Genomic DNA, 19,126 nt, shown 5'->3' with positions numbered 1-19,126 from the left:
ACAGCCCCGGGAGCATCGGAGGAGGAACGGGGGAGGAGCGGACCGGGGCGCGGAGCCGGCCCCGTGCCATGGCTGGCATCCTGAGCAGGATGAGCAACGGCAGCACCGGTGACATGGCCCGGGTCGAGAACGAGCTGCTGGCCCGGTGGCCGGAGAGCCGGCTGGAGCCCTCGCTCACCCGCATCAGCGCGCTGGTCGACCTGCTCGGCTCGCCGCACCGGGCGATGCCGGTCATCCAGGTCGCCGGCACCAACGGCAAGACGACGACGGCGCGGATGATCGACGAGCTGCTGCGCGGCTTCGGCCTCCGGGTGGGCCGCTTCACCAGCCCGCACCTGCAGACCATCCGTGAGCGGATCGTGCTCGACGGCGAGCCGGTGAGCGCCGAGCGCTTCGTCGAGACCTACGACGACATCGCGCCCTACATCCAGATGGTCGACGCCGCCGGCGAGATCCCGATGAGCTTCTTCGAGGTGACGGTCGGCATGGCCTACGCGCTGTTCGCCGACGCCCCGGTCGACGTCGCGGTCATCGAAGTGGGCATGGGTGGCCGGTGGGACGCCACCAACGTGGCGGACGCGCGGGTCGCCGTCGTCACGCCGGTCGCGATGGACCACGCCGAGTACCTCGGGCCCGACGTCGGCACGATCGCGGGGGAGAAGGCCGGGATCATCAAAGCCGACGCGATCGCCGTGCTGGCCCACCAACAGCCGACGGCGCTGGACGCCCTGGTCCGCCGGGCGGTCGAGGCCGAGGCCGTCGTCGCCCGCGAGGGCACCGAGTTCGGCGTGCTCGAGCGGCGGGTCGCCGTCGGCGGGCAGCAGGTGCGGCTGCAGGGGCTCGGCGGGGAGTACGAGGAGGTCTTCCTGCCGCTGTTCGGGGCGCACCAGGCGCAGAACGCGGCGACGGCGCTGGCCGCGGTCGAGGCGTTCCTCGGCGCCGGGGCCGCCACCGGCCCGATCGAGCAGGAGACCGTCCGCGCGGCGTTCGCAGCCGTCCGCTCGCCGGGCCGCCTGGAGCGGGTGCGCACCAGCCCCGCCGTCCTCGTCGACGCCGCGCACAACCCGGCCGGCATGGAGGCGACGGTGGCGGCGATCCGCGAGTCGTTCGACTTCACCCGGCTGGTCGGCGTCGTCGGCGCCGTCCACGGCAAGGACGTCACCGGGATGCTGGAGGTGCTGGAAGGCATCTGCGCCGAGCTGGTCGTCACCCAGAACAGCTCGTCCCGCGCGCTCCCGGCCGACGAGCTGGGCGCGCTGGCGGTCGAGGTCTTCGGCGCCGACCGGGTCAGCGTCTCGCCACGGCTCCCGGAGGCGATCACCGAGGCCATCGAGCTGGCAGAGGCCGGCCCGGACGACGCGCTCGGTGGTTCCGGCGTGCTGGTGACCGGCAGCGTCATCACGGCCGGGGAGGCTCGCAGCCTGCTGTCCCGGAGCAACCGGTGACCGCGCCGGACCCGGCGCGGGCCGCGAAGGCGCTGCGCGGCGTCGCCGCCGCGGTGCTCGTGCTGGAGGGCATCGCGGTGCTGTTCGTGCCGCGCGGGATCGCGCAGACCGAGGAGGGCCTGGGCGCCGGCCGGCTGACGATCCTGCTGGTGCTGGCGACCGTGCTGATCCTCGCCTCGGGGGTGCAGCGGCGGGAGCGCGGCCTGCTCATCGGCACCGCCCTGCAGGTGCCGCTGCTGCTCACCGGCCTGCTGAACGGGATCATGTGGTTCGTGGCCGGCGCCTTCGTGCTGATCTGGAGCTACCTCCTGCAGGTGCGCAAGCAGCTGGTCGGGACGCCGTTCGGCCCCGTTCCCGAGCCGCGGGACGGCGACGCCGACGGCGCTCCGGCGGGCACCCCGTAGGCTCCGGCCCCGTGACCGAACGCACCCTCGTCCTCGTCAAGCCCGACGGCGTCTCCCGCGGCCTGGTCGGGGAGGTGATCACGCGGCTCGAGCGCAAGGGCCTGCGGCTGGTCGCCGCCGAGCTCCGCACCCTCGACCGCGAGACCGCCGAGACGCACTACGCCGAGCACCGCGAGCGGCCGTTCTTCGCCGACCTGGTGGAGTTCATCACCGGCGGCCCGCTGATGGCGCTGGTCGTCGAGGGCCCGCGCGCCATCGAGGCGTTCCGCGCGCTGGCCGGCGCCACCGACCCGGTGAAGGCCGGCCCGGGCACCATCCGCGGCGACTTCGCCCTCGAGGTGCAGAACAACATCGTGCACGGCTCCGACTCGCCCGAGTCCGCCGAGCGCGAGGTCACGCTCTTCTTCCCGAACCTGGCGTGAGGCGCGAGCTCGTGGCGGCCCCCTCGCAGGGGCCCGCCACGAGCTCGCGAGTGGTCGAGGGCGAGGTCAGCTCTCAGAGGTCGGCGTCGGCCGGCTCGTCGGGCGCCGTCCAGGCCAGGTGCCAGTAGGCCAGCAGGCCGGCGGCGAACCAGAGCAGGAAGCCCAGGTAGAGCGCCAGCACGACGTGCCCGCTGAGGGCGACGACGGCGACGGCGCCGGCCCATGCGCTGAGGTGCAACCCCGACGACGGCCAGGCCACCGCGACGTAGGAGCGGTCGCGCAACCGCTGCTGGTGCTCGTCCAGCGACCGGTCGCTGCGGTCGAAGACGCCCCGGATGCCGGCATTGAGCACCGAGTGCAGGGGGATGAACCCCAGCATGCTCACGGTCAGGGCGACGAAGTACCACGTCGTCCAGCCCGGGCCCGTCGATGCGGCGACCACGGTGGCCCCGATCAACGCGGTCAGGAGCACCACCTGCGCGAGCACCGCGCGGCGGCGGACGCGGCGCGGGCGCGCCCACGCCCAGCGCTCGTCCTCGAAGTTGCGGGCGAGGTAGGTCTGGTCGGGGGAGATGCTCACGACGTCCTCCGGAGAAGTTCCTGGGTGAGTGAGGGCAGCGGGTCGAGCGAGAAGATCGCCTCGACGGGCAGGTCGAAGTAGCGCGCGATGCGAAGCGCCAGCGCCAGCGACGGGCTGTAGTCGCCACGCTCCACGTAGCCGATCGTCTGCGGGTGGACGCCGACGGCGTCCGCCAGTTCCTTCCGGCTGACGCCGCGGTCGGCGCGCAGCACGGCGATTCGGTCGTGGACCGTGTCCGCCTCGGTCTTGGGCTGTCGTCCCATGCGATGGACCATAGCATTAATACAACGCTTCGCGTAGTCGACGTGGTCCTGGCTCACCTGGTGCGGTCCTGGCTCACGTCCGGCGCTGAGCCAGGACCCGGAACGATCAGGTCACCTGATCACCATGGGGTGTGCGCGGGGGCGGCTACCCTGGACCGGTCATGACTGCAGAGCTCCGCGCCACCGCAGGCGAGTCGCTGTACCCGCGACTCGAGCCGCTGCTGGCCCAGATCCAGAAGCCCATCCAGTACGTGGGGGGTGAACTCAACGCCCAGGTGAAGCCGTGGGAGTCCGCGGCCGTGCACTGGGCGCTGATGTACCCCGACGCCTACGAGGTGGGGCTGCCCAACCAGGGCCTGATGATCCTGTACGAGGTGCTCAACGAGCGCCCGGACGCCCTGGCCGAGCGCACGTACGCCGTCTGGCCCGACCTCGCCGCCCTCATGCGCGAGCACGGGGTCCCGCAGTTCACCGTCGACGGGCACCGCCCGGTGCGCGACTTCGACCTGCTCGGCGTCAGCTTCGCCACCGAGCTGGGCTACACCAACCTGCTCGAGGCCCTCGACCTCGCCGGCGTCCCGCTGCACGCGGTCGACCGCGACGAGACCCACCCGGTCGTCGTCGCCGGCGGGCACGCCGCCTTCAACCCCGAGCCGGTCGCCGACTTCGTCGACTGCGCCGTCCTCGGCGACGGCGAGCAGGCCGTCGGCGACATCACCGACGTCGTCGCCGCCTGGAAGTCGCAGGGCCGCCCCGGCGGCCGCGAGGAGCTGCTGGCCCGCCTGGCCCGCGTCGACGGCGTCTACGTGCCGCGCTTCTACGCCTTCTCGTACGGCCCCGACGGCACCATCGCCGCCGTCGCCCGCACCCGGGACGACGTCCCGGTCACGGTCGGCAAGCGCACCGTCATGGACCTCGACGAGTGGCCCTACCCGAAGACGCCGCTGGTGCCGCTGGCCGAGAGCGTGCACGAGCGGATGAGCGTGGAGATCTTCCGCGGCTGCACCCGCGGCTGCCGGTTCTGCCAGGCCGGGATGATCACCCGCCCGGTGCGCGAGCGGACGATCACCGGCATCGGCTCCATGGTCGAGCAGGGTCTCAAGGCGACCGGCTACGAGGAGGTCGGCCTGCTGTCGCTGTCGTCGGCCGACCACTCGGAGATCGGCCAGGTGGCCAAGGAGCTGGCCGACCGCTACGAGGGCACCAACACCGGCCTGAGCCTGCCGAGCACCCGCGTCGACGCCTTCAACGTGACGCTGGCCAACGAGCTGTCCCGCAACGGACGGCGTTCCGGCCTCACGTTCGCCCCAGAGGGCGGCAGCGAGCGGATCCGCCGGGTCATCAACAAGACGGTGTCCAAGGAGGACCTCGTCCGCACGGTGACCACGGCGTACGCCAACGGCTGGACCCAGGTGAAGCTCTACTTCATGTGCGGGCTCCCCACCGAGACCGACGAGGACGTCCTGGAGATCGCGGAGCTCGCGGTCGAGGTGATCCGCGCCGGCCGCGAGGCCAGCGGGCGCAAGGACATCCGCTGCACCGTCTCCATCGGTGGCTTCGTGCCCAAGCCGCACACCCCGTTCCAGTGGGCGGCCCAGGCCAGCGCGGAGACCATCGACTCCCGCCTCCGGGCCCTGCGCCAGGCGATCAACGCCGACCGGCGCATCGGCCGCTCGATCGGGCTGCGGTACCACGACGGCAAGCCCGGGATGATCGAGGGACTGCTGTCCCGCGGTGACCGCCGGGTCGGCCGGGTCATCGAGCGGGTGTGGCGCGAGGGCGGGAGGTTCGACGGCTGGAGCGAGCACTTCTCCTACGAGCGGTGGACGCAGGCCGCCGCCGAGGAGCTCGCCGCGTTCGGCGTCGACCTGGACTGGTTCACCACCCGGGAGCGCACCGAGCACGAGGTCCTGCCCTGGGACCACCTGGACTCCGGGCTGGACAAGGAGTGGCTCTGGGAGGACTGGCAGGAGGCGCTCTCCGAGGAGGAGGTGGCCGACTGCCGGTGGACGCCCTGCTACGACTGCGGCGTCTGCCCGACCATGGGCACCGAGATCCAGATCGGCCCGACCGGTCGCAGCCTGCTGCCGCTGACCGTCGTCTGATGGCCCGCCAGCCCGAGGGCCCGCCCCCGCCGCCGACCGTCCAGAAGCTGCGGATCCGCTACGCCAAGCGGGGCCGGCTCCGGTTCGCCTCGCACCGCGACCTGGCCCGCGCCCTGGAGCGGGCGCTGCGCCGGGCGCAGGTCCCGATGGCGTTCTCGGCCGGGTTCAGCCCGCACCCGAAGATCTCCTACATCGGGGCCGCGCCCACCGGGGCGGCCAGCGAGGCGGAGTACCTGGAGATCGGCATCGCCATCCGGTGCGACCCCGAGGCGGTGCGGGTCGCGCTGGACACGGCGCTGCCGCCCGACGTCGCCGTCCTCGAGGTCGTGGAGGCGCAGGAGGGGACCGGCTCCCTGGCCGACCGGATCGACACCTCCGTGTGGCGGGTGGAGCTGCCCGGCCTGGCCCTCGCGGAGCTCGCCCCGGCCGTGGAGAAGTTCCTCGCCAGCGACGTCGTGACCGTCGCCAAGCGCACCAAGAACGGGCTGAAGGACATCGACGCCCGCCCCGCCGTCGCCGGCGCGTCGGCGTCGGAAGAGGCAGGTTGTGCCATACTGCACGTGGTCGTCCGGCAGGTGACGCCCGCTGTACGACCCGACGACGTATTGGCCGCCCTGGCTGCCGTCGCCGACCTGCGCCCGCCGTTGCCCCCCCGGGCCGTGCGTGAGGCGCAGGGCCGGCTCGACGACACCGGGACCGTGGCCGATCCGCTCGGTCCTGACCGTGTGGCGCGCACCCGCTGCCAGGGGGAACACGCACCGGTCTGATCCGGCGGACGCCCGGAGACCGCGCGCCGTCGAGCGACACGGCTGCCGGACGTGACGCGCCCGATCCGGGCCACCCGGTCCGGACGCCCAGACCACGCAGGACCCCCGCACCACCGCCTCCGGCGTCACCGGGGACGCGTACCACCGCAGTCCGGCTCCCTGCCGCGGCAACCGTCGCGCGGGAGCCGCCCACAGACTTCGCAGGGCGAGCCAGTCCGCCGTACCCCGTGCGGCAACCCGCCCCGCCCAACCCGTGCTCCTGCGCGGCCGCCAGTCGAGTCCGATCGGCGCCCGGGAGCACCACACAGGAGGCGAGAGCCCTCGTGGCTGACACCGACCACACGACCGAGACCGACGAGACCCAGGGCGGGGGAGTGCCGGCCGGCACCCCGCAGCCCGCCGAGGCCGAGGCCACCGGCATGCCGGCCACCGCCGAGGAGGGGGCGCCCGCCGAGGACGGGCCGGCTGCGGAGCCGGACGCCGAGGACGAGCCGGACGCCGAGGACGAGCCGGACGCCGAGGAGCAGGACGCCGAGGAGCACGACGCCGAGGCCGACGTGCAGGCGGCCGACCCCGAGCCGGACACCCGGTCCCAGGCAGCCGCCCCGGCCGATCCGGAGGCCGCGGAGCACGAGCCGGTGCACTCCCGCTTCGGCGCCCAGTTCAGCTCGCCGGAGCCCACGGCCGTCGTCGCCCGCCCCCGCCGCCGGGCCACCCGCCCCGCGGCCGCGGCGGACCCCGGCCAGGTGGAGGCGGTGGCCGCGCCGCCGGCCGCGCCCGTCCCGGCCTTCATCACCTTCGTCGCCCCGGAGGCCGACGCGCCCGTCGCCCCGCGCCGGCGCAGCCGCCGCCCGGCGGAGTCGCCGGACCCGGAGACGCCCGACGAGACGGCCGACGACCGCAACGACGCCGGTGACGAGCCGGCCGACGAGGCCCCCCGGTCCCGCCGCAGCCGGTCCCGCCGCGGCCGCGCGGCGGAGGACCGGCAGGAGCAGATCCCGGCCGCCGACGACGGCGCCACCGACGACGAGTCCACCGATGACGACGACCGCGACGAGTCCGGCGAGGACCGCGACGACTCCGGCTCGGCGGCCAGCCGCCGCCGCCGTCGGGGCCGCCGCGGCCGTGGCCGTGGCCGCAGCGGCGAGGACAACGCCGACACCGACGACGACACCGACGCGGACGAGCGCCCCGGGACGGCGGACGCCGGATCCGACGAGGACGACGCCGACAGCGGCGACGAGTCGACCGAGGACGACGGCGACGACGAGGGCTCGACCGGGTCGGGGACCCGCCGGCGGCGGCGCCGCCGGCGCCGCAGCGGCGGCGGCGGGGGCTCGGGCAGCGACGACTCCGCCGACGAGAGCGACGACGACGACCGTCCCGAGCGGGCCGGCCGCAACGGCCGCAGCACCAGCGACGACGACGTCCGCGGCATCGCCGGCTCCACCCGCCTGGAGGCCAAGCGCCAGCGGCGCCGGGACGGCCGGGACACCGGCCGGCGCCGCCAGCCGATCCTCACCGAGTCCGAGTTCCTGGCCCGCCGCGAGGCGGTGGACCGGAAGATGGTCATCCGCCAGCGCGGGGAGCGCACCCAGATCGCCGTCCTCGAGGACGACATCCTGGTCGAGCACTACGTGACCCAGGCGTCGGCCACGTCGTTCGCCGGCAACGTCTACCTGGGCCGGGTGCAGAACGTGCTGCCCAGCATGGAGGCGGCCTTCGTCGACATCGGCAAGGGGCGCAACGCCGTCCTCTACGCCGGTGAGGTGAACTGGGACGCGGCCGGCCTGTCGGGCAAGCAGCGCTCCATCGAGACCGCGTTCAAGTCCGGCGACAAGATCCTCGTGCAGGTGACCAAGGACCCGATCGGGCACAAGGGCGCCCGGCTGACCCAGCAGATCAACCTGCCGGGGCGCTTCCTCGTCTACGTGCCCGGCGGCTCGATGACCGGGATCAGCCGCAAGCTGCCCGACACCGAGCGCCAGCGGCTCAAGGACATCCTCAAGCGGATCGTCCCCGAGGACGCCGGCGTGATCATCCGCACCGCCGCGGAGGGCGCCTCGGAGGAAGAGCTCACCCGCGACGTCAACCGGCTCACCGCGCAGTGGGACGTGATCAAGAAGAAGTCGGAGTCGACCTCCAGCGCGCCGACCCTGCTCTACGGGGAGCCCGACCTCGCGATCCGGGTCATCCGCGACGTCTTCAACGAGGACTTCAAGGAGCTGGTGGTCCAGGGCGACGACGCCTGGGACACCGTCGAGGCCTACGTCGCCCACGTGAGCCCCGAGCTCACCGAGCGGCTCACCCGCTACACCGGTGAGGGCGACGTCTTCCGCGACCTGCGGGTGGACGAGCAGCTGACCAAGGCGCTGGACCGCAAGGTGTGGCTGCCCTCGGGCGGGTCGCTGGTCATCGACCGCACCGAGGCGATGACGGTCGTCGACGTGAACACCGGCAAGTTCACCGGCTCCGGCGGCAACCTCGAGCAGACCGTCACGCGCAACAACATGGAGGCGGCCGAGGAGATCGTCCGCCAGCTCCGGCTGCGCGACATCGGCGGCATCATCGTCATCGACTTCATCGACATGGTGCTCGAGAGCAACCGCGACCTCGTGCTGCGCCGGCTCACCGAGTGCCTCGGGCGGGACCGCACCAAGCACCAGGTCGCCGAGGTGACCTCGCTGGGCCTGGTCCAGATGACCCGCAAGCGGGTCGGGCAGGGCCTGCTGGAGGTCTTCTCCGAGTCCTGCGAGCACTGCCGCGGGCGCGGGATCCTCGTGCACCTCGACCCCGTCGACGAGAAGCGCCGCGGCAACGGCGGCGGTGGTGGCGGTGGCAAGGACTCCTCCGGCCAGTCCGGCAACGGCGGCGGCGGTGGCGGTGGCAAGGACTCCGGCGGCCGCAACCGCGGTGGCGGCGGCGGCGGCGGCAAGGAGACCGCCGGCAAGGACGTCTCGGGCAAGGAGGGCTCGGCCAAGGAGGCCTCCGGCAACGAGAGCTCGGGCCGGGGCGTCGGCGCGGGCAGGAACGAGGGCTCCGCCAAGGACGAGGCGCCCGCAGCGGAGCCGGCCCAGGACGAGGCCGTCGCTGCGCAGGGGGAGCCGGGAGCCGGCGAGAGCGAGAACGCCGAGGGCGGTCGCGGCGGCAGCCGCCGCAACCGTGGCCGGCGCAACCGCGGCCAGTCGGGGGAGGACCGTGCCGCCGAGGACGCCGCCGTGCTCGCCGGGGCCCGGGACGAGCAGCCCGGCACGCCGGCCGGGGAGTCGGCCGAGGTGACGGTCGAGCCGGTGCCCGCCGCGCCGGTGTCGGTCGACGACGCCCCGCAGATGCCGGAGCCCGCCCCCGCTGCGCCGGCCCCGGTGCCGGCGGACGCCGAGGACGAGGTGCTCCCGGCCGGCGAGGTGGCCGCCGTCGAGGCGCCGGCCGAGTCGACGTCGCCGATCACCCCGGCCACCACCTCCGCCGACGTCGTCCCGGACTCGGCGACCACGCCGGCCGAGCCCGCCGCGGAGAACGGCGAACCGCCGGCTGCCGCCTCGCGGCCGCGCCGCCGGCGGGCCGCCAGCCGGCCGGCCGGGCCGCCCGCCTGACCGCCGGACGGGTCGGCAGCGCCACACCGAGGGCGTGTCGACCCGTCCGCGGGGCTCGGGTACGCTGGACGGGTTGCTGCGCCACCGCGCGGGCGCCCCAGGGTGCCGCCGGGACGGCGTGCGCAATCCGTCCAAGCACCCGGCACCCGCTCCGGTCGTGCGCGCCGGACACAGAGCTTGACGTGAAGAAGCGAACGAGGAGTCAGTGGTGTACGCAGTGGTGAAGGCCGGTGGCAGCCAGCACAAGGTGGCCGTGGGCGACACGTTCACGATCAACCGCCTGCAGGGTGCGGCGGGCGACACCGTCGCCCTCCCGGCGATCCTGCTGGTCGACGGCGAGACCGTCACCAGCGACGCGGCGGCCCTGGCCAAGGTGACCGTGACCGGTGAGATCATCGAGCACGGCAAGGGCCCGAAGATCCACATCCACAAGTTCAAGAACAAGACCGGATACCACAAGCGGCAGGGGCACCGTCAGCCCCTGACCAGCGTCGTGATCCGCGACATCTCGAAGGGCTGACGCCGACATGGCACACAAGAAGGGCGCCTCGTCGTCCCGCAACGGTCGTGACTCGAACGCCCAGCGCCTCGGCGTGAAGCGTTTCGGTGGGCAGGTCGTGAAGGCGGGCGAGATCATCGTGCGCCAGCGCGGCACCCACTTCCACCCCGGCCTCGGCGTCGGCCGCGGCGGCGACGACACGCTGTTCGCCCTCGCACCGGGCTCGGTCACCTTCGGCACGCGACGGGGACGCAAGACCGTCTCCATCACCGCGGTCGAGGCCTGAGCACTCGAACGAACCGCTTCGCGAGCGCACGGGCCTGGGCCCGTGCGCTCGCGGCGTTTCAGGAGTAGCTGACACATGGCCGCATTCGTCGACCGCGTCACCATCCACGTCGCTGCCGGGAACGGCGGGCACGGCGTGTCCTCGGTGCACCGGGAGAAGTTCAAGCCGCTGGGCGGCCCCGACGGGGGCAACGGCGGGGACGGCGGGGACGTCATCCTCGAGGTCGACCCCAACGTGCACACCCTGCTGGACTTCCACCACCGCCCGCACCAGAAGGCGGCCAACGGCCGTCCCGGCGCCGGCAGCAACCGGCACGGGGCCCAGGGTGAGGACCGCGTCCTGCGGGTTCCCGAGGGCACCGTCGTCAGCACGTCCGACGGGCGCGTGGTCGCCGACCTCATGGGCGCCGGCACCCGGGTGGTGCTCGCGCACGGCGGCAAGGGCGGCCTCGGGAACGCCGCGCTCGCCAACCCCCGCCGCAAGGCCCCCGGCTTCGCGCTGCTGGGCGAGCCCGGTGAGGCGTTCGACGCCGTCCTGGAGCTCAAGAGCATCGCCGACGTCGGCCTGGTCGGGTACCCCTCGGCCGGCAAGTCGTCGCTGATCGCCGCGATGTCCTCGGCCCGGCCGAAGATCGCCGACTACCCGTTCACCACCCTGGTGCCCAACCTCGGCGTGATCCGCTCCGGTGACGTGGTCTACACGATGGCCGACGTGCCCGGCCTGATCCCCGGCGCGTCCAGCGGCAAGGGGCTGGGGCTGCAGTTCCTGCGGCACGTCGAGCGCTGCGCGGTCCTGGTGCACGTCGTCGACATGGCCACGATCGAGCCGGGCCGCGATCCCGAGAGCGACATCGAGGCGCTCGAGCACGAGCTCGCGCAGTACTCCGACGCCGCGGCCGGCGACGAGGAGCTGGATCTGGTGGGCCGGCTCCGGATCGCGGTGCTCAACAAGATCGACGTGCCCGACGGCCGCGAGCTGGTCGACCTGGTGCGCGCCTCGCTCGAGGAGCGCGGCCTGCAGGTCTTCCCGGTCAGCGCGGCGACGGGTGAGGGGCTGGCCGCGTTCGGCTACGCGCTGGCCGCGGCGGTCGAGGAGCACCGGGCCGCCCTCCCGGCGCCGGAGCCGGTGCGGATCACGCTGACCCCCCGGGCGGTCGACGACACCGGCTTCACCGTGGAGCGCGACCCCGACGACGCCGAGGCGTTCGTCGTCCGGGGCGCCAAGCCGGAGCGCTGGGTGCGCCAGACCGACTTCACCAACGACGAGGCGGTCGGCTACCTGGCCGACCGGCTCAACCGGCTCGGCGTCGAGGAGCAGCTGGCGAAGGCGGGTGCCCGCGAGGGCGACGCGGTCACCATCGGCGACGTCACCTTCGACTGGGCCCCGACGCTGCCGGCCGGCACGCTCACCGCCGAGGAGTCCTCCGGCCTCGGCGGCCGCGGCACCGACAACCGGCTGGAGCGCGTCGAGCGGATCGGCGCCTCCGAGCGGCTCGCCGCCAAGCGTGCCCGCCGGGTGCCGTTCGAGGTCACCGACGACGGCTGGACCGACGAGGATCTCGAGGGGCTGGACGCCCCCGCCGGGGCCGACCCGGACGAGCGGTGAGCGGCGCGCCCCTCGCCGCGGTCGCGCGCCCGGAGATCGCGGGTGCCGGCCGGGTCGTGGTCAAGGTGGGGTCCTCGTCGCTGACCACGTTGCCGGGCGGCCTGGACGTCGACCGGCTGACCGCCCTGGTCGAGGTGCTCGCCGGCGTGCGGGCGTCGGGCCGCGAGGTGGTGCTGGTGTCCTCCGGGGCGATCGCCGCGGGCCTGGCCCCGCTCGGGCTCGACGGGCGCCCGCGCGACCTCGCCACCGCGCAGGCGGCCGCCAGCGTCGGGCAGCTGCGGCTGGTGCAGACCTACGCCGACGCCTTCGCCCGGCACGGCATCACGGTCGGCCAGGTGCTGCTGACCGCCGACGACCTGACCCGGCGCAGCCACTACCGCAACGCCCACCGGACGGTGGAGCGGCTGCTGAGCCTGGGCGTGCTGCCGATCGTCAACGAGAACGACACGGTCGCCACCGAGGAGATCCGGTTCGGCGACAACGACCGGCTGGCCGCGCTCGTGGCGCACGTCGCCCAGGCGGCGGGGCTGGTGCTGCTCTCCGACGTCGACGGCGTCTACGACGGTGACCCGCGCACCGGCCCCGCGCAGCTGGTCGACACGGTGCGTGACCCGGCCGACCTCGCCGCGGTGACCCTCGGGTCGGCGAGCCGCAACGGCGTCGGCACGGGCGGGATGGCCACCAAGGTCGAGGCCGCGTTCATCGCCGCGCACGCGGGCGTGCCCGTCGTCGTCACCTCGACGCCGCAGGCCGCGCAGGCGCTGGCCGGTGAGCGCGTGGGCACCCTGTTCGCCGCGATGGGCAGGCGCCCCAGCGCCCGGCAGTTCTGGCTGCGCTACGCCAGCCGACCGCGCGGCCGGCTGCTCCTCGACGAGGGCGCGGTCGTCGCCGTCCGCGAACGGCACGCCTCGCTGCTGGCGGCCGGCATCACCGGCACGGCGGGGGAGTTCCTCGCCGACGACCCGGTCGAGCTGGTCGGCCCGGACGGGACCGTCGTCGCCCGCGGGCTGGTGGCCTACGACGCCCGCGAGATGCCCGCCCTCCTCGGCCGCAAGACCGGCGACCTGCCGCCCGAGCACCGCCGGGAGGTCGTGCACCGCGACGAGATGGTGCTGGTCGGACGCCTGCGCTGAGCCCCGCGACCTCGGCTGAGAGACTGCCCCGGTGACGATCCGCCCCATCCGCGAACTCGGCGACCCGGTGCTGCGCACACCCTCGGACCCGGTGCGGGCCTTCGACGGCTGGCTGGCCGCGCTGGTCCGCGACCTGGAGGAGACCGTCGACCACCCCGGCCGGGCCGGGGTCGCCGCACCCCAGATCGGCGTCAACGTGCGCGCCTTCTCCTACAACATCGACGGCGTCATCGGGCACCTGGTGAACCCGGTGATCGTCGAGCGCTCGGAGGAGATCCAGGACGGCGACGAGGGCTGCCTGTCGGTGCCGGGGATCTGGGCGCCGACGGTCCGGGCGATGCGCTGCGTCGCGGAGGGCTTCGACGTCGACGGCAAACCGCTGCGGCTGGAGGGGGAGGGGCTGATGGCCCGCTGCCTCCAGCACGAGGTCGACCACCTCGACGGGAAGGTGTTCCTGGACCGGCTCACCGGGGACGCCCGGAAGTCCGCCCTGCGGGCGCTGCGGGAGCGCTGAGCCCGTCGTACGGTTCCCGCGTGATCGACCTCGCCACCCGCGCCCGCACCTTCCTCGACCTGCACACGGCGCCGGAGATCCTCGTCCTGGCCAACGTCTGGGACGTCGTCTCCGCACGGGTCGTCGCCGCCACCGACGGGGTGCGGGCGCTCGCCACGGCCAGCCACGGCATCGCCGCGACGTTCGGCTACGAGGACGGCGAGAACATCCCGCTCGATCTCCACCTGGACATGGTCCGGCGGATCGCCGACGCGGTGGACCTGCCGGTGAGCATGGACATGGAGGCCGGCTACGGCGACGCCGGCGAGACCGCGCGCCGGGCCATCGGGGCCGGCGTCGTGGGCGGCAACCTCGAGGACCAGATGAAGCCGCTGGACGAGGCGGTCGCCGCCGTCGAGGCGGTGCTGCGCGCCGGACGGGACGCCGGCATCGACTTCGTGCTCAACGCCCGCACCGACGCGTTCGTCCGCGCGCCCGAGGGCGCCGACCGCGGCGAACTCGTCGCCGAGGCGATCCGCCGCGGCCGCGCGTACCTGGAGGCCGGTGCGCCGGTCGTCTTCGTGCCCCGCCTGGTCGACCGCGACGAGATCGCCGAGGTCGTCGAGGGGTTGGGGCGCGGCAGGCTGACGCTGATCAGCGTGCCCGGCGCCTCGCTGCCGGCCCGGGAGATGCAGGAGCTCGGGGTCGCCCGCGTCTCCACCGGCCCGTTCACCCAACGCGTCGCCCTCACCGCCCTGCAGGACGCCGCCATCGAGATCGGCGCGGGCGGCACGCTGCCGGCCGGGACCCGCGCCCTGAACTGACCGTCCGGGCGCAGCCGCCCCGCCCGGTGCCCGTCATCCGCGGGGTTCAGCGCCCGGGTGGTGCGGCGCAGCTCCCGCAGGTGCCGAAGACCTCGAGCTCGTGCTGCACGTCGGCGAAGCCGTGCTCGGCGGCGATCCGGGCCGCCCACCGCTCCACCGGCGGGTCGGACACCTCCACCGTCCGGCCGCACGACCGGCAGACCAGGTGGTGGTGGTGGCTGGGGGAGCAGCTCCGGTAGGCGGCCTCGCCGTCCGGGCTGCGCAGTACGTCGAGCCGGCCCTCGTCCACCAGCGACTGGAGCGTGCGGTAGACCGTCGCCAGGCCCACCGAGTCGCCGCGCTCGCGCAGCAGCGAGTGCAGGTCCTGGGCGCTCCGGAACCCGTCGAGCTCGTCGAGCAGCTCCAGGACGGCGGTCCGCTGGCGGGTCTGCCGGCGGGCAGGGGGAACGGTGTCGGGGGAGCTCACGGTCGGCCTGCCTTTCCCTCCGCCGGCGTCGTCACCGGGTGCGCGCCGTGCTCGTCGTAGTGCACGCCCGTGCCGGTCCGGTGCGGTGCGTGCAGGTGGCCGTCGTGGTCGTAGTCCACGTGGTCGCCGTGCGGGACGGGCCGGTGGCCGCAGTCCTCCCCGTGCTCGTGGGGGTGGGCGGCGTGCAGGCCGACCCTACGCCGGTGCCGCCGCCGGCCCGTGGCCTCCCGGACGGCGACAGCCAGCGTGACGAGCAGGAACAGGGCGATCGCCAGCAGCACGATCGTGCCGCCCGAGGGCGTGCCCGTGTAGTACGAGGCCGTGGTGCCGGTGACGCTGACCACCAGGCCGATGCCGCAGGCCAGCAGCACGGCCTGGCGGAAGCTGCCGGCCAGCAGCTGGGCGACCGCGCTGGGCAGGATCATCAGCGCGCTGATCAGCAGCAGGCCGACCACGCGCATCGACAGCACGACCGTCGAGGCGACGAGCGCGGCGAGCACCACGTTGAGCGCCAGCACCGGCAGGCCCACCGCGCGGGCGTACTCCTCGTCGTCGCTCACCGCGTACAGCCGCTGCCCCAGCAGCCCGACCACGGACAGGACCACCACGGTGATGACGCCGAACGCGACCAGATCGCCGGTGCTCGTGGTGGTGATCGCCCCGAACAGGTAGGCGTCGAGGTTGGTCGCCTGACCGGGGGGCGCCAGGCTGAGCAGCACCACGCCGCCGGCGATGCCGCCGTAGAAGAGCACGGCGAGCGCGACGTCGCCGCTGGTCCGGCCGCGGGCGCGGACGAGCTCGATGAGCACCGCCCCGGCGATCGCAGCCACCAGCGCCGCACCCACCGGCGCGCTCGAGGTGAGGACGCCGACGCCCACGCCGACGAGGGCCACGTGCCCCAGGCCGTCGCCCAGCAGCGACAGCCGGCGCTGCACCAGGAAGACGCCGACCGCCGGTGCGGTCACGCCCACCATCAGCGAGGCCAGCAGGGCCCGCTGCATGAACTCGTACTGGAGGATCTCCACGTCACTGCTCCCCGTCGCGGGCGTGCACCGGCCGGGACGACGTCCACGGCTGGTGCTGGCGGTAGGCGGTGCCGCGGCGGTCCTCCGCGTCCCCCGGGTGGTGGTGCCCGGCGTCGCCGGCGAGAGGGCCGGCCTCGGCGAGCGGCCCGTCGTAGCGGATCCGCCCGTGGTCGACGACGACCGCGCGGGTCAGCACCCCGGCGAGCGGGCCGGCCTCGTGGGTGACGACCAGCAGAGTGGTCCCGGCCGCCGAGACCTCGGCCAGGACCCGGGCGAGGGTCTCCTGGTTGGCGGCGTCGACCCCGGCGGTCGGCTCGTCCATGATCAGCAGCTCCGGCTCGGCGGCGAGTGCGCGGGCCACGAGCACACGGCGCTGCTGCCCGCCCGACAGGGACGCCACCGGATCGCGCTCCCGGTCGCCGAGCCCCACCGCGGCGATCGCCTCGGCGACCGCGGCACGGTCCGCGGCCGTCGGCCGGCCGAGCAGCCCCCGCCGGGCGAGCCGGCCGACGCCGACCACCTCGCGGACGGTGGCCGGCACCGCGCCGGTCACCGTGTGCCGCTGCGGCACGTAGCCGACCCGGCCGCGCTCGCGCAGCCGCCCCACGGGCGCGCCGAGCACGGTCACGTCCCCGCCGAGCACGGAGGCCAGGCCGAGCAGGCCGCGCGCGAGGGTGGTCTTCCCCGATCCGTTGGACCCCAGGACGGCGACGGCCTCGCCGGGGCGCACGCTGAGGTCGACGTCCTGGACCACGGGGACGTCGCCGTAGCCGATGCTGGCGCCGCGGAGCCCGATCGCGGGGGCGCGATCGGGCTCCGTGGGGTGCTGTTCGGCGAGGGGGTGACCGGTCACGAGCAGTTCTGACCCTCCTGGAGGGTGGCCAGGTTGGCGCGCATGACCTCGAGGTAGTCGTCGCCGGCCGACTCGTCGGTCAGCCCCTCGATCGGATCGAGGACGGCGGTCTGCACGCCCGCCTCCGTGGCCACGGTCTCGGCCACCGCGGGATCGACCAGCGTCTCGGTGTAGACCGTGGTGACGGCGCGGTCGGCCACCAGCTCGGTGATCTCGGCGAGCTGGGCGGCGCTGGGCTCCTGCGTCGGGCTGAGACCGTTGATGCCGACCACCTCCAGACCGTAGCGGTCGCCGAGGTAGCCGAAGGCGTCGTGGCTCGTCACCAGGGTGTCCACCGCGCAGGTCGAGAGCGCGTCCTGCAGCTCCGCGTCGAGGGCCTCCAGCTCGGCGCGCAGGGCCGCGGCGTTCTCCGCGTAGGTGTCCGCGCCGTCCGGGTCCAGCTCGGTGAGCCGGTCGGCCATCGCGTCGGCGACGTCGGCCAGGCGGGTGGGGTCCAGCCAGAAGTGCGGGTCGACCGACTCCTCGCCCTCGGCGTGCTCCTCCTCGGCGTGGGCCTCCTCCTCGGCGTGCTCCTCCTCGGCGGCGTGGGCCTCGTCCTCGTGGGCGTGGTCGTGCCCGCCGGTGAGGGTCAGCGAGAGGTCGGCGGCCTGGCCGGCGTCCCACCCGGCGTCGCCGGCCTCCGACTCGACCGCCTCGTCCAGGGCGGGCTGGAAGCCCTCCAGGTGGACGACCAGGTCGGCCTCGGAGATCGCGGCGACGTCCTGCGGGGTGAGCTCCAGGTCGTGCGGCTCGGCGCCGGGCGGGGTGGCGGAGGTGACCGACACGCGGTCGCCGCCGACCTGCTCGGCGGCCCACTGCAGCGGGTAGAAGCCGGCGAGCACGGACAGCTCGCCCTCGGCCGCCCCGCTGCCGCCGGTCTCCCCGCCGCCGCAGCCGGCGAGCAGCAGGCACGTGGCCGAACCGAGCACGAGCGCGCTCCGGCGCATCGAGAACGTGTGCATGGGAATCATTCTCACACAGGGCGCGGTCTGACCGGCGCCCGGTCGCGCTCGGGGAACCCGAACGGGCGCGCGCGTAGGATCCCGGTGTGTCCGACGTCTCCGGCCTGCCGCTGATCGGTGCCGCCGCGCTGCGCGCGAAGGCCGCCTCCCGGGTGCTGCGCACGCTGCCGACGGACACCAAGGACGCCGCGCTGGCGGCGATGGCCGAGGCGCTGGTGGACCGCACCGACGAGATCCTGGCCGCGAACGCGGCCGACGTCGCCGCGGCCCGGGCCGACGGCACGCCCGAGGCGATCGTCGACCGGCTGCGGCTGGATGCCGGGCGGGTCGTCGGGGTCGCCGACGCGCTGCGCCAGCTGGTCGCGCTGCCCGACCCGGTGGGCGACGTCGTCCGCGGGTCGCGGCTGCCCAACGGGCTCGAGCTGAAGCAGGTACGGGTGCCCCTGGGCGTGGTGGGGATCGTCTACGAGGCCCGCCCCAACGTGACCGTCGACGCGGCGGGGCTGTGCCTCAAGAGCGGCAACGCGGCGCTGCTGCGCGGCTCGGCGTCGGCGTTCGGCACCAACACCGCGCTGCTCGCGGTCCTCGCCGAGGCGGGGGAGAAGGCCGGCCTGCCTGCCGGCTTCGTCGAGCTGCTGCCGGCCGACCGCGCGTCGGTGGGCGAGCTGCTGAACGCGCGTGGCCTGGTCGACGTCGTCATCCCGCGCGGCGGCGCCTCGCTGATCCAGCGGGTGGTGCGGGAATCGCGGGTGCCGGTGATCGAGACGGGCGAGGGCAACTGCCACGTCTACGTCGACGCCTCGGCCGACCCGGAGATCGCCGAAGCCGTCGTGCTCAACTCCAAGACGCACCGGGTGAGCGTCTGCAACAGCGCCGAGACGCTGCTCGTGCACCGCGACGTGCCGTTCCTCCCGCGGCTGCTGGCCGCGCTCGCCGGTGCCGGCGTGACGCTGCACGGCGACGACGCGGCGCGGGCCGCCCACGACGGCGTGCAGCCGGCCACCGACGAGGACTGGGCGACCGAGTACCTGTCGATGGACATGGCCGTCCGGATCGTCGACGACCTGCCGCAGGCCCTCGACCACATCGCGCGGTGGAGCACGGGCCACACCGAGGCGATCGTCGCGGACTCCGCCCGCGCCGTCGCCGAGTTCACCGCCGGCGTCGACGCCGCGGCCGTGCTGGTCAACGCCTCCACCCGGTTCACCGACGGGGGTGAGTTCGGCTTCGGCGCGGAGATCGGCATCTCCACCCAGAAGCTGCACGCCCGCGGCCCGCTCGGGCTGCCCGAACTCACCACCACCACCTACGTCGTCACCGGGTCCGGCCACACGCGCTGACCGCTCGCCCGATCGAGGAGCC

At 74.5% G+C, this 19,126-nt stretch carries 19 protein-coding genes; 13 read left to right on the top strand and 6 right to left on the bottom strand.

Annotation, left to right across the window (positions count from 1 at the left end; genetic code table 11):
- Window positions 1–89 precede the first annotated feature (89 nt).
- The 3 genes from BD833_RS11185 to ndk are packed head-to-tail and all read left to right on the top strand — an operon-like array spanning window position 90 to window position 2,271.
- The gene (locus BD833_RS11185; protein WP_166533213.1) at window positions 90–1,445 is read left to right on the top strand and encodes a bifunctional folylpolyglutamate synthase/dihydrofolate synthase; all 1,356 of its coding nucleotides are present in this window, start codon (window positions 90–92) and stop codon (window positions 1,443–1,445) included.
- The gene (locus BD833_RS11180) at window positions 1,442–1,849 is read left to right on the top strand and encodes a DUF4233 domain-containing protein (protein WP_166533212.1); all 408 of its coding nucleotides are present in this window, start codon (window positions 1,442–1,444) and stop codon (window positions 1,847–1,849) included. The genes BD833_RS11185 and BD833_RS11180 overlap by 4 nt, the downstream gene beginning before the upstream one ends.
- Before the next feature lie 11 nt (window positions 1,850–1,860).
- Window positions 1,861–2,271, top strand: coding sequence for a nucleoside-diphosphate kinase (gene ndk, locus BD833_RS11175; protein WP_166533211.1), 411 nt, complete (start codon window positions 1,861–1,863; stop codon window positions 2,269–2,271).
- 73 nt (window positions 2,272–2,344) lie between these two features.
- Here ndk and BD833_RS11170 read toward each other — a convergent pair whose 3' ends face one another.
- A complete protein-coding gene (locus BD833_RS11170) occupies window positions 2,345–2,851 on the bottom strand; it encodes a hypothetical protein (protein WP_166533210.1) in 507 nt (168 codons plus the stop codon).
- Window positions 2,848–3,114, bottom strand: a complete 267-nt coding sequence (locus BD833_RS11165; protein ID WP_166533209.1) for a helix-turn-helix transcriptional regulator — start codon at window positions 3,112–3,114, stop codon at window positions 2,848–2,850. The genes BD833_RS11170 and BD833_RS11165 overlap by 4 nt, the downstream gene beginning before the upstream one ends.
- Window positions 3,115–3,275: 161 nt before the next feature.
- On the opposite strand from BD833_RS11165, the gene BD833_RS11160 reads away from it, so the two are divergent.
- The 9 genes from BD833_RS11160 to BD833_RS11120 all read left to right on the top strand — a co-directional run bounded on the left by BD833_RS11160 (window position 3,276) and on the right by BD833_RS11120 (window position 14,419).
- Window positions 3,276–5,219, top strand: a complete 1,944-nt coding sequence (locus BD833_RS11160; protein WP_166533208.1) for a TIGR03960 family B12-binding radical SAM protein — start codon at window positions 3,276–3,278, stop codon at window positions 5,217–5,219.
- Window positions 5,219–5,986, top strand: a complete 768-nt coding sequence (locus BD833_RS11155; RefSeq protein ID WP_166533207.1) for a TIGR03936 family radical SAM-associated protein — start codon at window positions 5,219–5,221, stop codon at window positions 5,984–5,986. Before BD833_RS11160 ends, BD833_RS11155 begins: the two co-directional genes overlap by 1 nt.
- A 323-nt stretch (window positions 5,987–6,309) precedes the next feature.
- The gene (locus BD833_RS11150) at window positions 6,310–9,579 is read left to right on the top strand and encodes an Rne/Rng family ribonuclease (RefSeq protein ID WP_208092591.1); all 3,270 of its coding nucleotides are present in this window, start codon (window positions 6,310–6,312) and stop codon (window positions 9,577–9,579) included.
- A 208-nt stretch (window positions 9,580–9,787) separates the two neighbouring features.
- The gene (rplU, locus tag BD833_RS11145) at window positions 9,788–10,099 is read left to right on the top strand and encodes a 50S ribosomal protein L21 (protein ID WP_166533206.1); all 312 of its coding nucleotides are present in this window, start codon (window positions 9,788–9,790) and stop codon (window positions 10,097–10,099) included.
- A gap of 7 nt (window positions 10,100–10,106) precedes the next feature.
- Window positions 10,107–10,364, top strand: coding sequence for a 50S ribosomal protein L27 (rpmA, locus tag BD833_RS11140; protein WP_014375373.1), 258 nt, complete (start codon window positions 10,107–10,109; stop codon window positions 10,362–10,364).
- A gap of 75 nt (window positions 10,365–10,439) precedes the next feature.
- Window positions 10,440–11,969 carry a GTPase ObgE gene (obgE, locus tag BD833_RS11135; protein ID WP_166533205.1) on the top strand — a complete coding sequence of 510 codons (1,530 nt, stop codon included), beginning with the start codon at window positions 10,440–10,442 and terminating at the stop codon, window positions 11,967–11,969.
- Entirely contained in the window at window positions 11,966–13,102 is a 1,137-nt protein-coding gene (gene proB, locus BD833_RS11130; protein ID WP_208092590.1) for a glutamate 5-kinase, read from the top strand. Before obgE ends, proB begins: the two co-directional genes overlap by 4 nt.
- Window positions 13,103–13,133: 31 nt before the next feature.
- Window positions 13,134–13,616 (top strand): peptide deformylase, encoded by a 483-nt coding sequence (locus tag BD833_RS11125; protein WP_166533204.1) that lies wholly within the window; start codon window positions 13,134–13,136, stop codon window positions 13,614–13,616.
- 20 nt (window positions 13,617–13,636) lie between these two features.
- Window positions 13,637–14,419, top strand: a complete 783-nt coding sequence (locus BD833_RS11120) for an isocitrate lyase/PEP mutase family protein (protein ID WP_208092589.1) — start codon at window positions 13,637–13,639, stop codon at window positions 14,417–14,419.
- Between the two features lie 46 nt (window positions 14,420–14,465).
- Here the strand turns inward: BD833_RS11120 and BD833_RS11115 are convergent, their stop codons facing one another.
- From BD833_RS11115 to BD833_RS11100, 4 genes are read right to left on the bottom strand one after another with little or no spacing between them, the layout of a single operon-like run.
- Complete coding sequence (locus tag BD833_RS11115) at window positions 14,466–14,885, bottom strand: Fur family transcriptional regulator (RefSeq protein WP_166533203.1); 420 nt, start codon at window positions 14,883–14,885, stop codon at window positions 14,466–14,468.
- Window positions 14,882–15,910: a metal ABC transporter permease gene (locus BD833_RS11110; RefSeq protein WP_166533202.1), complete on the bottom strand. Its 1,029-nt coding sequence runs from the start codon at window positions 15,908–15,910 to the stop codon at window positions 14,882–14,884. Before BD833_RS11110 ends, BD833_RS11115 begins: the two co-directional genes overlap by 4 nt.
- A 1-nt stretch (window position 15,911) precedes the next feature.
- A complete protein-coding gene (locus tag BD833_RS11105) occupies window positions 15,912–16,763 on the bottom strand; it encodes a metal ABC transporter ATP-binding protein (protein WP_208092588.1) in 852 nt (283 codons plus the stop codon).
- On the bottom strand, window positions 16,760–17,764 hold the full coding sequence (locus tag BD833_RS11100) for a metal ABC transporter substrate-binding protein (protein WP_166533201.1): 1,005 nt from the start codon (window positions 17,762–17,764) through the stop codon (window positions 16,760–16,762). Before BD833_RS11100 ends, BD833_RS11105 begins: the two co-directional genes overlap by 4 nt.
- A gap of 86 nt (window positions 17,765–17,850) precedes the next feature.
- On the opposite strand from BD833_RS11100, the gene BD833_RS11095 reads away from it, so the two are divergent.
- Window positions 17,851–19,104 (top strand): glutamate-5-semialdehyde dehydrogenase, encoded by a 1,254-nt coding sequence (locus tag BD833_RS11095; RefSeq protein WP_208092587.1) that lies wholly within the window; start codon window positions 17,851–17,853, stop codon window positions 19,102–19,104.
- Window positions 19,105–19,126: the final 22 nt, after the last annotated feature.

The organism is Blastococcus xanthinilyticus (assembly GCF_008124835.1).
Taxonomy (GTDB): Bacteria; Actinomycetota; Actinomycetes; order Mycobacteriales; family Geodermatophilaceae; genus Blastococcus; species Blastococcus xanthinilyticus.
This window is presented reverse-complemented; position numbering and strand designations above follow the sequence as displayed.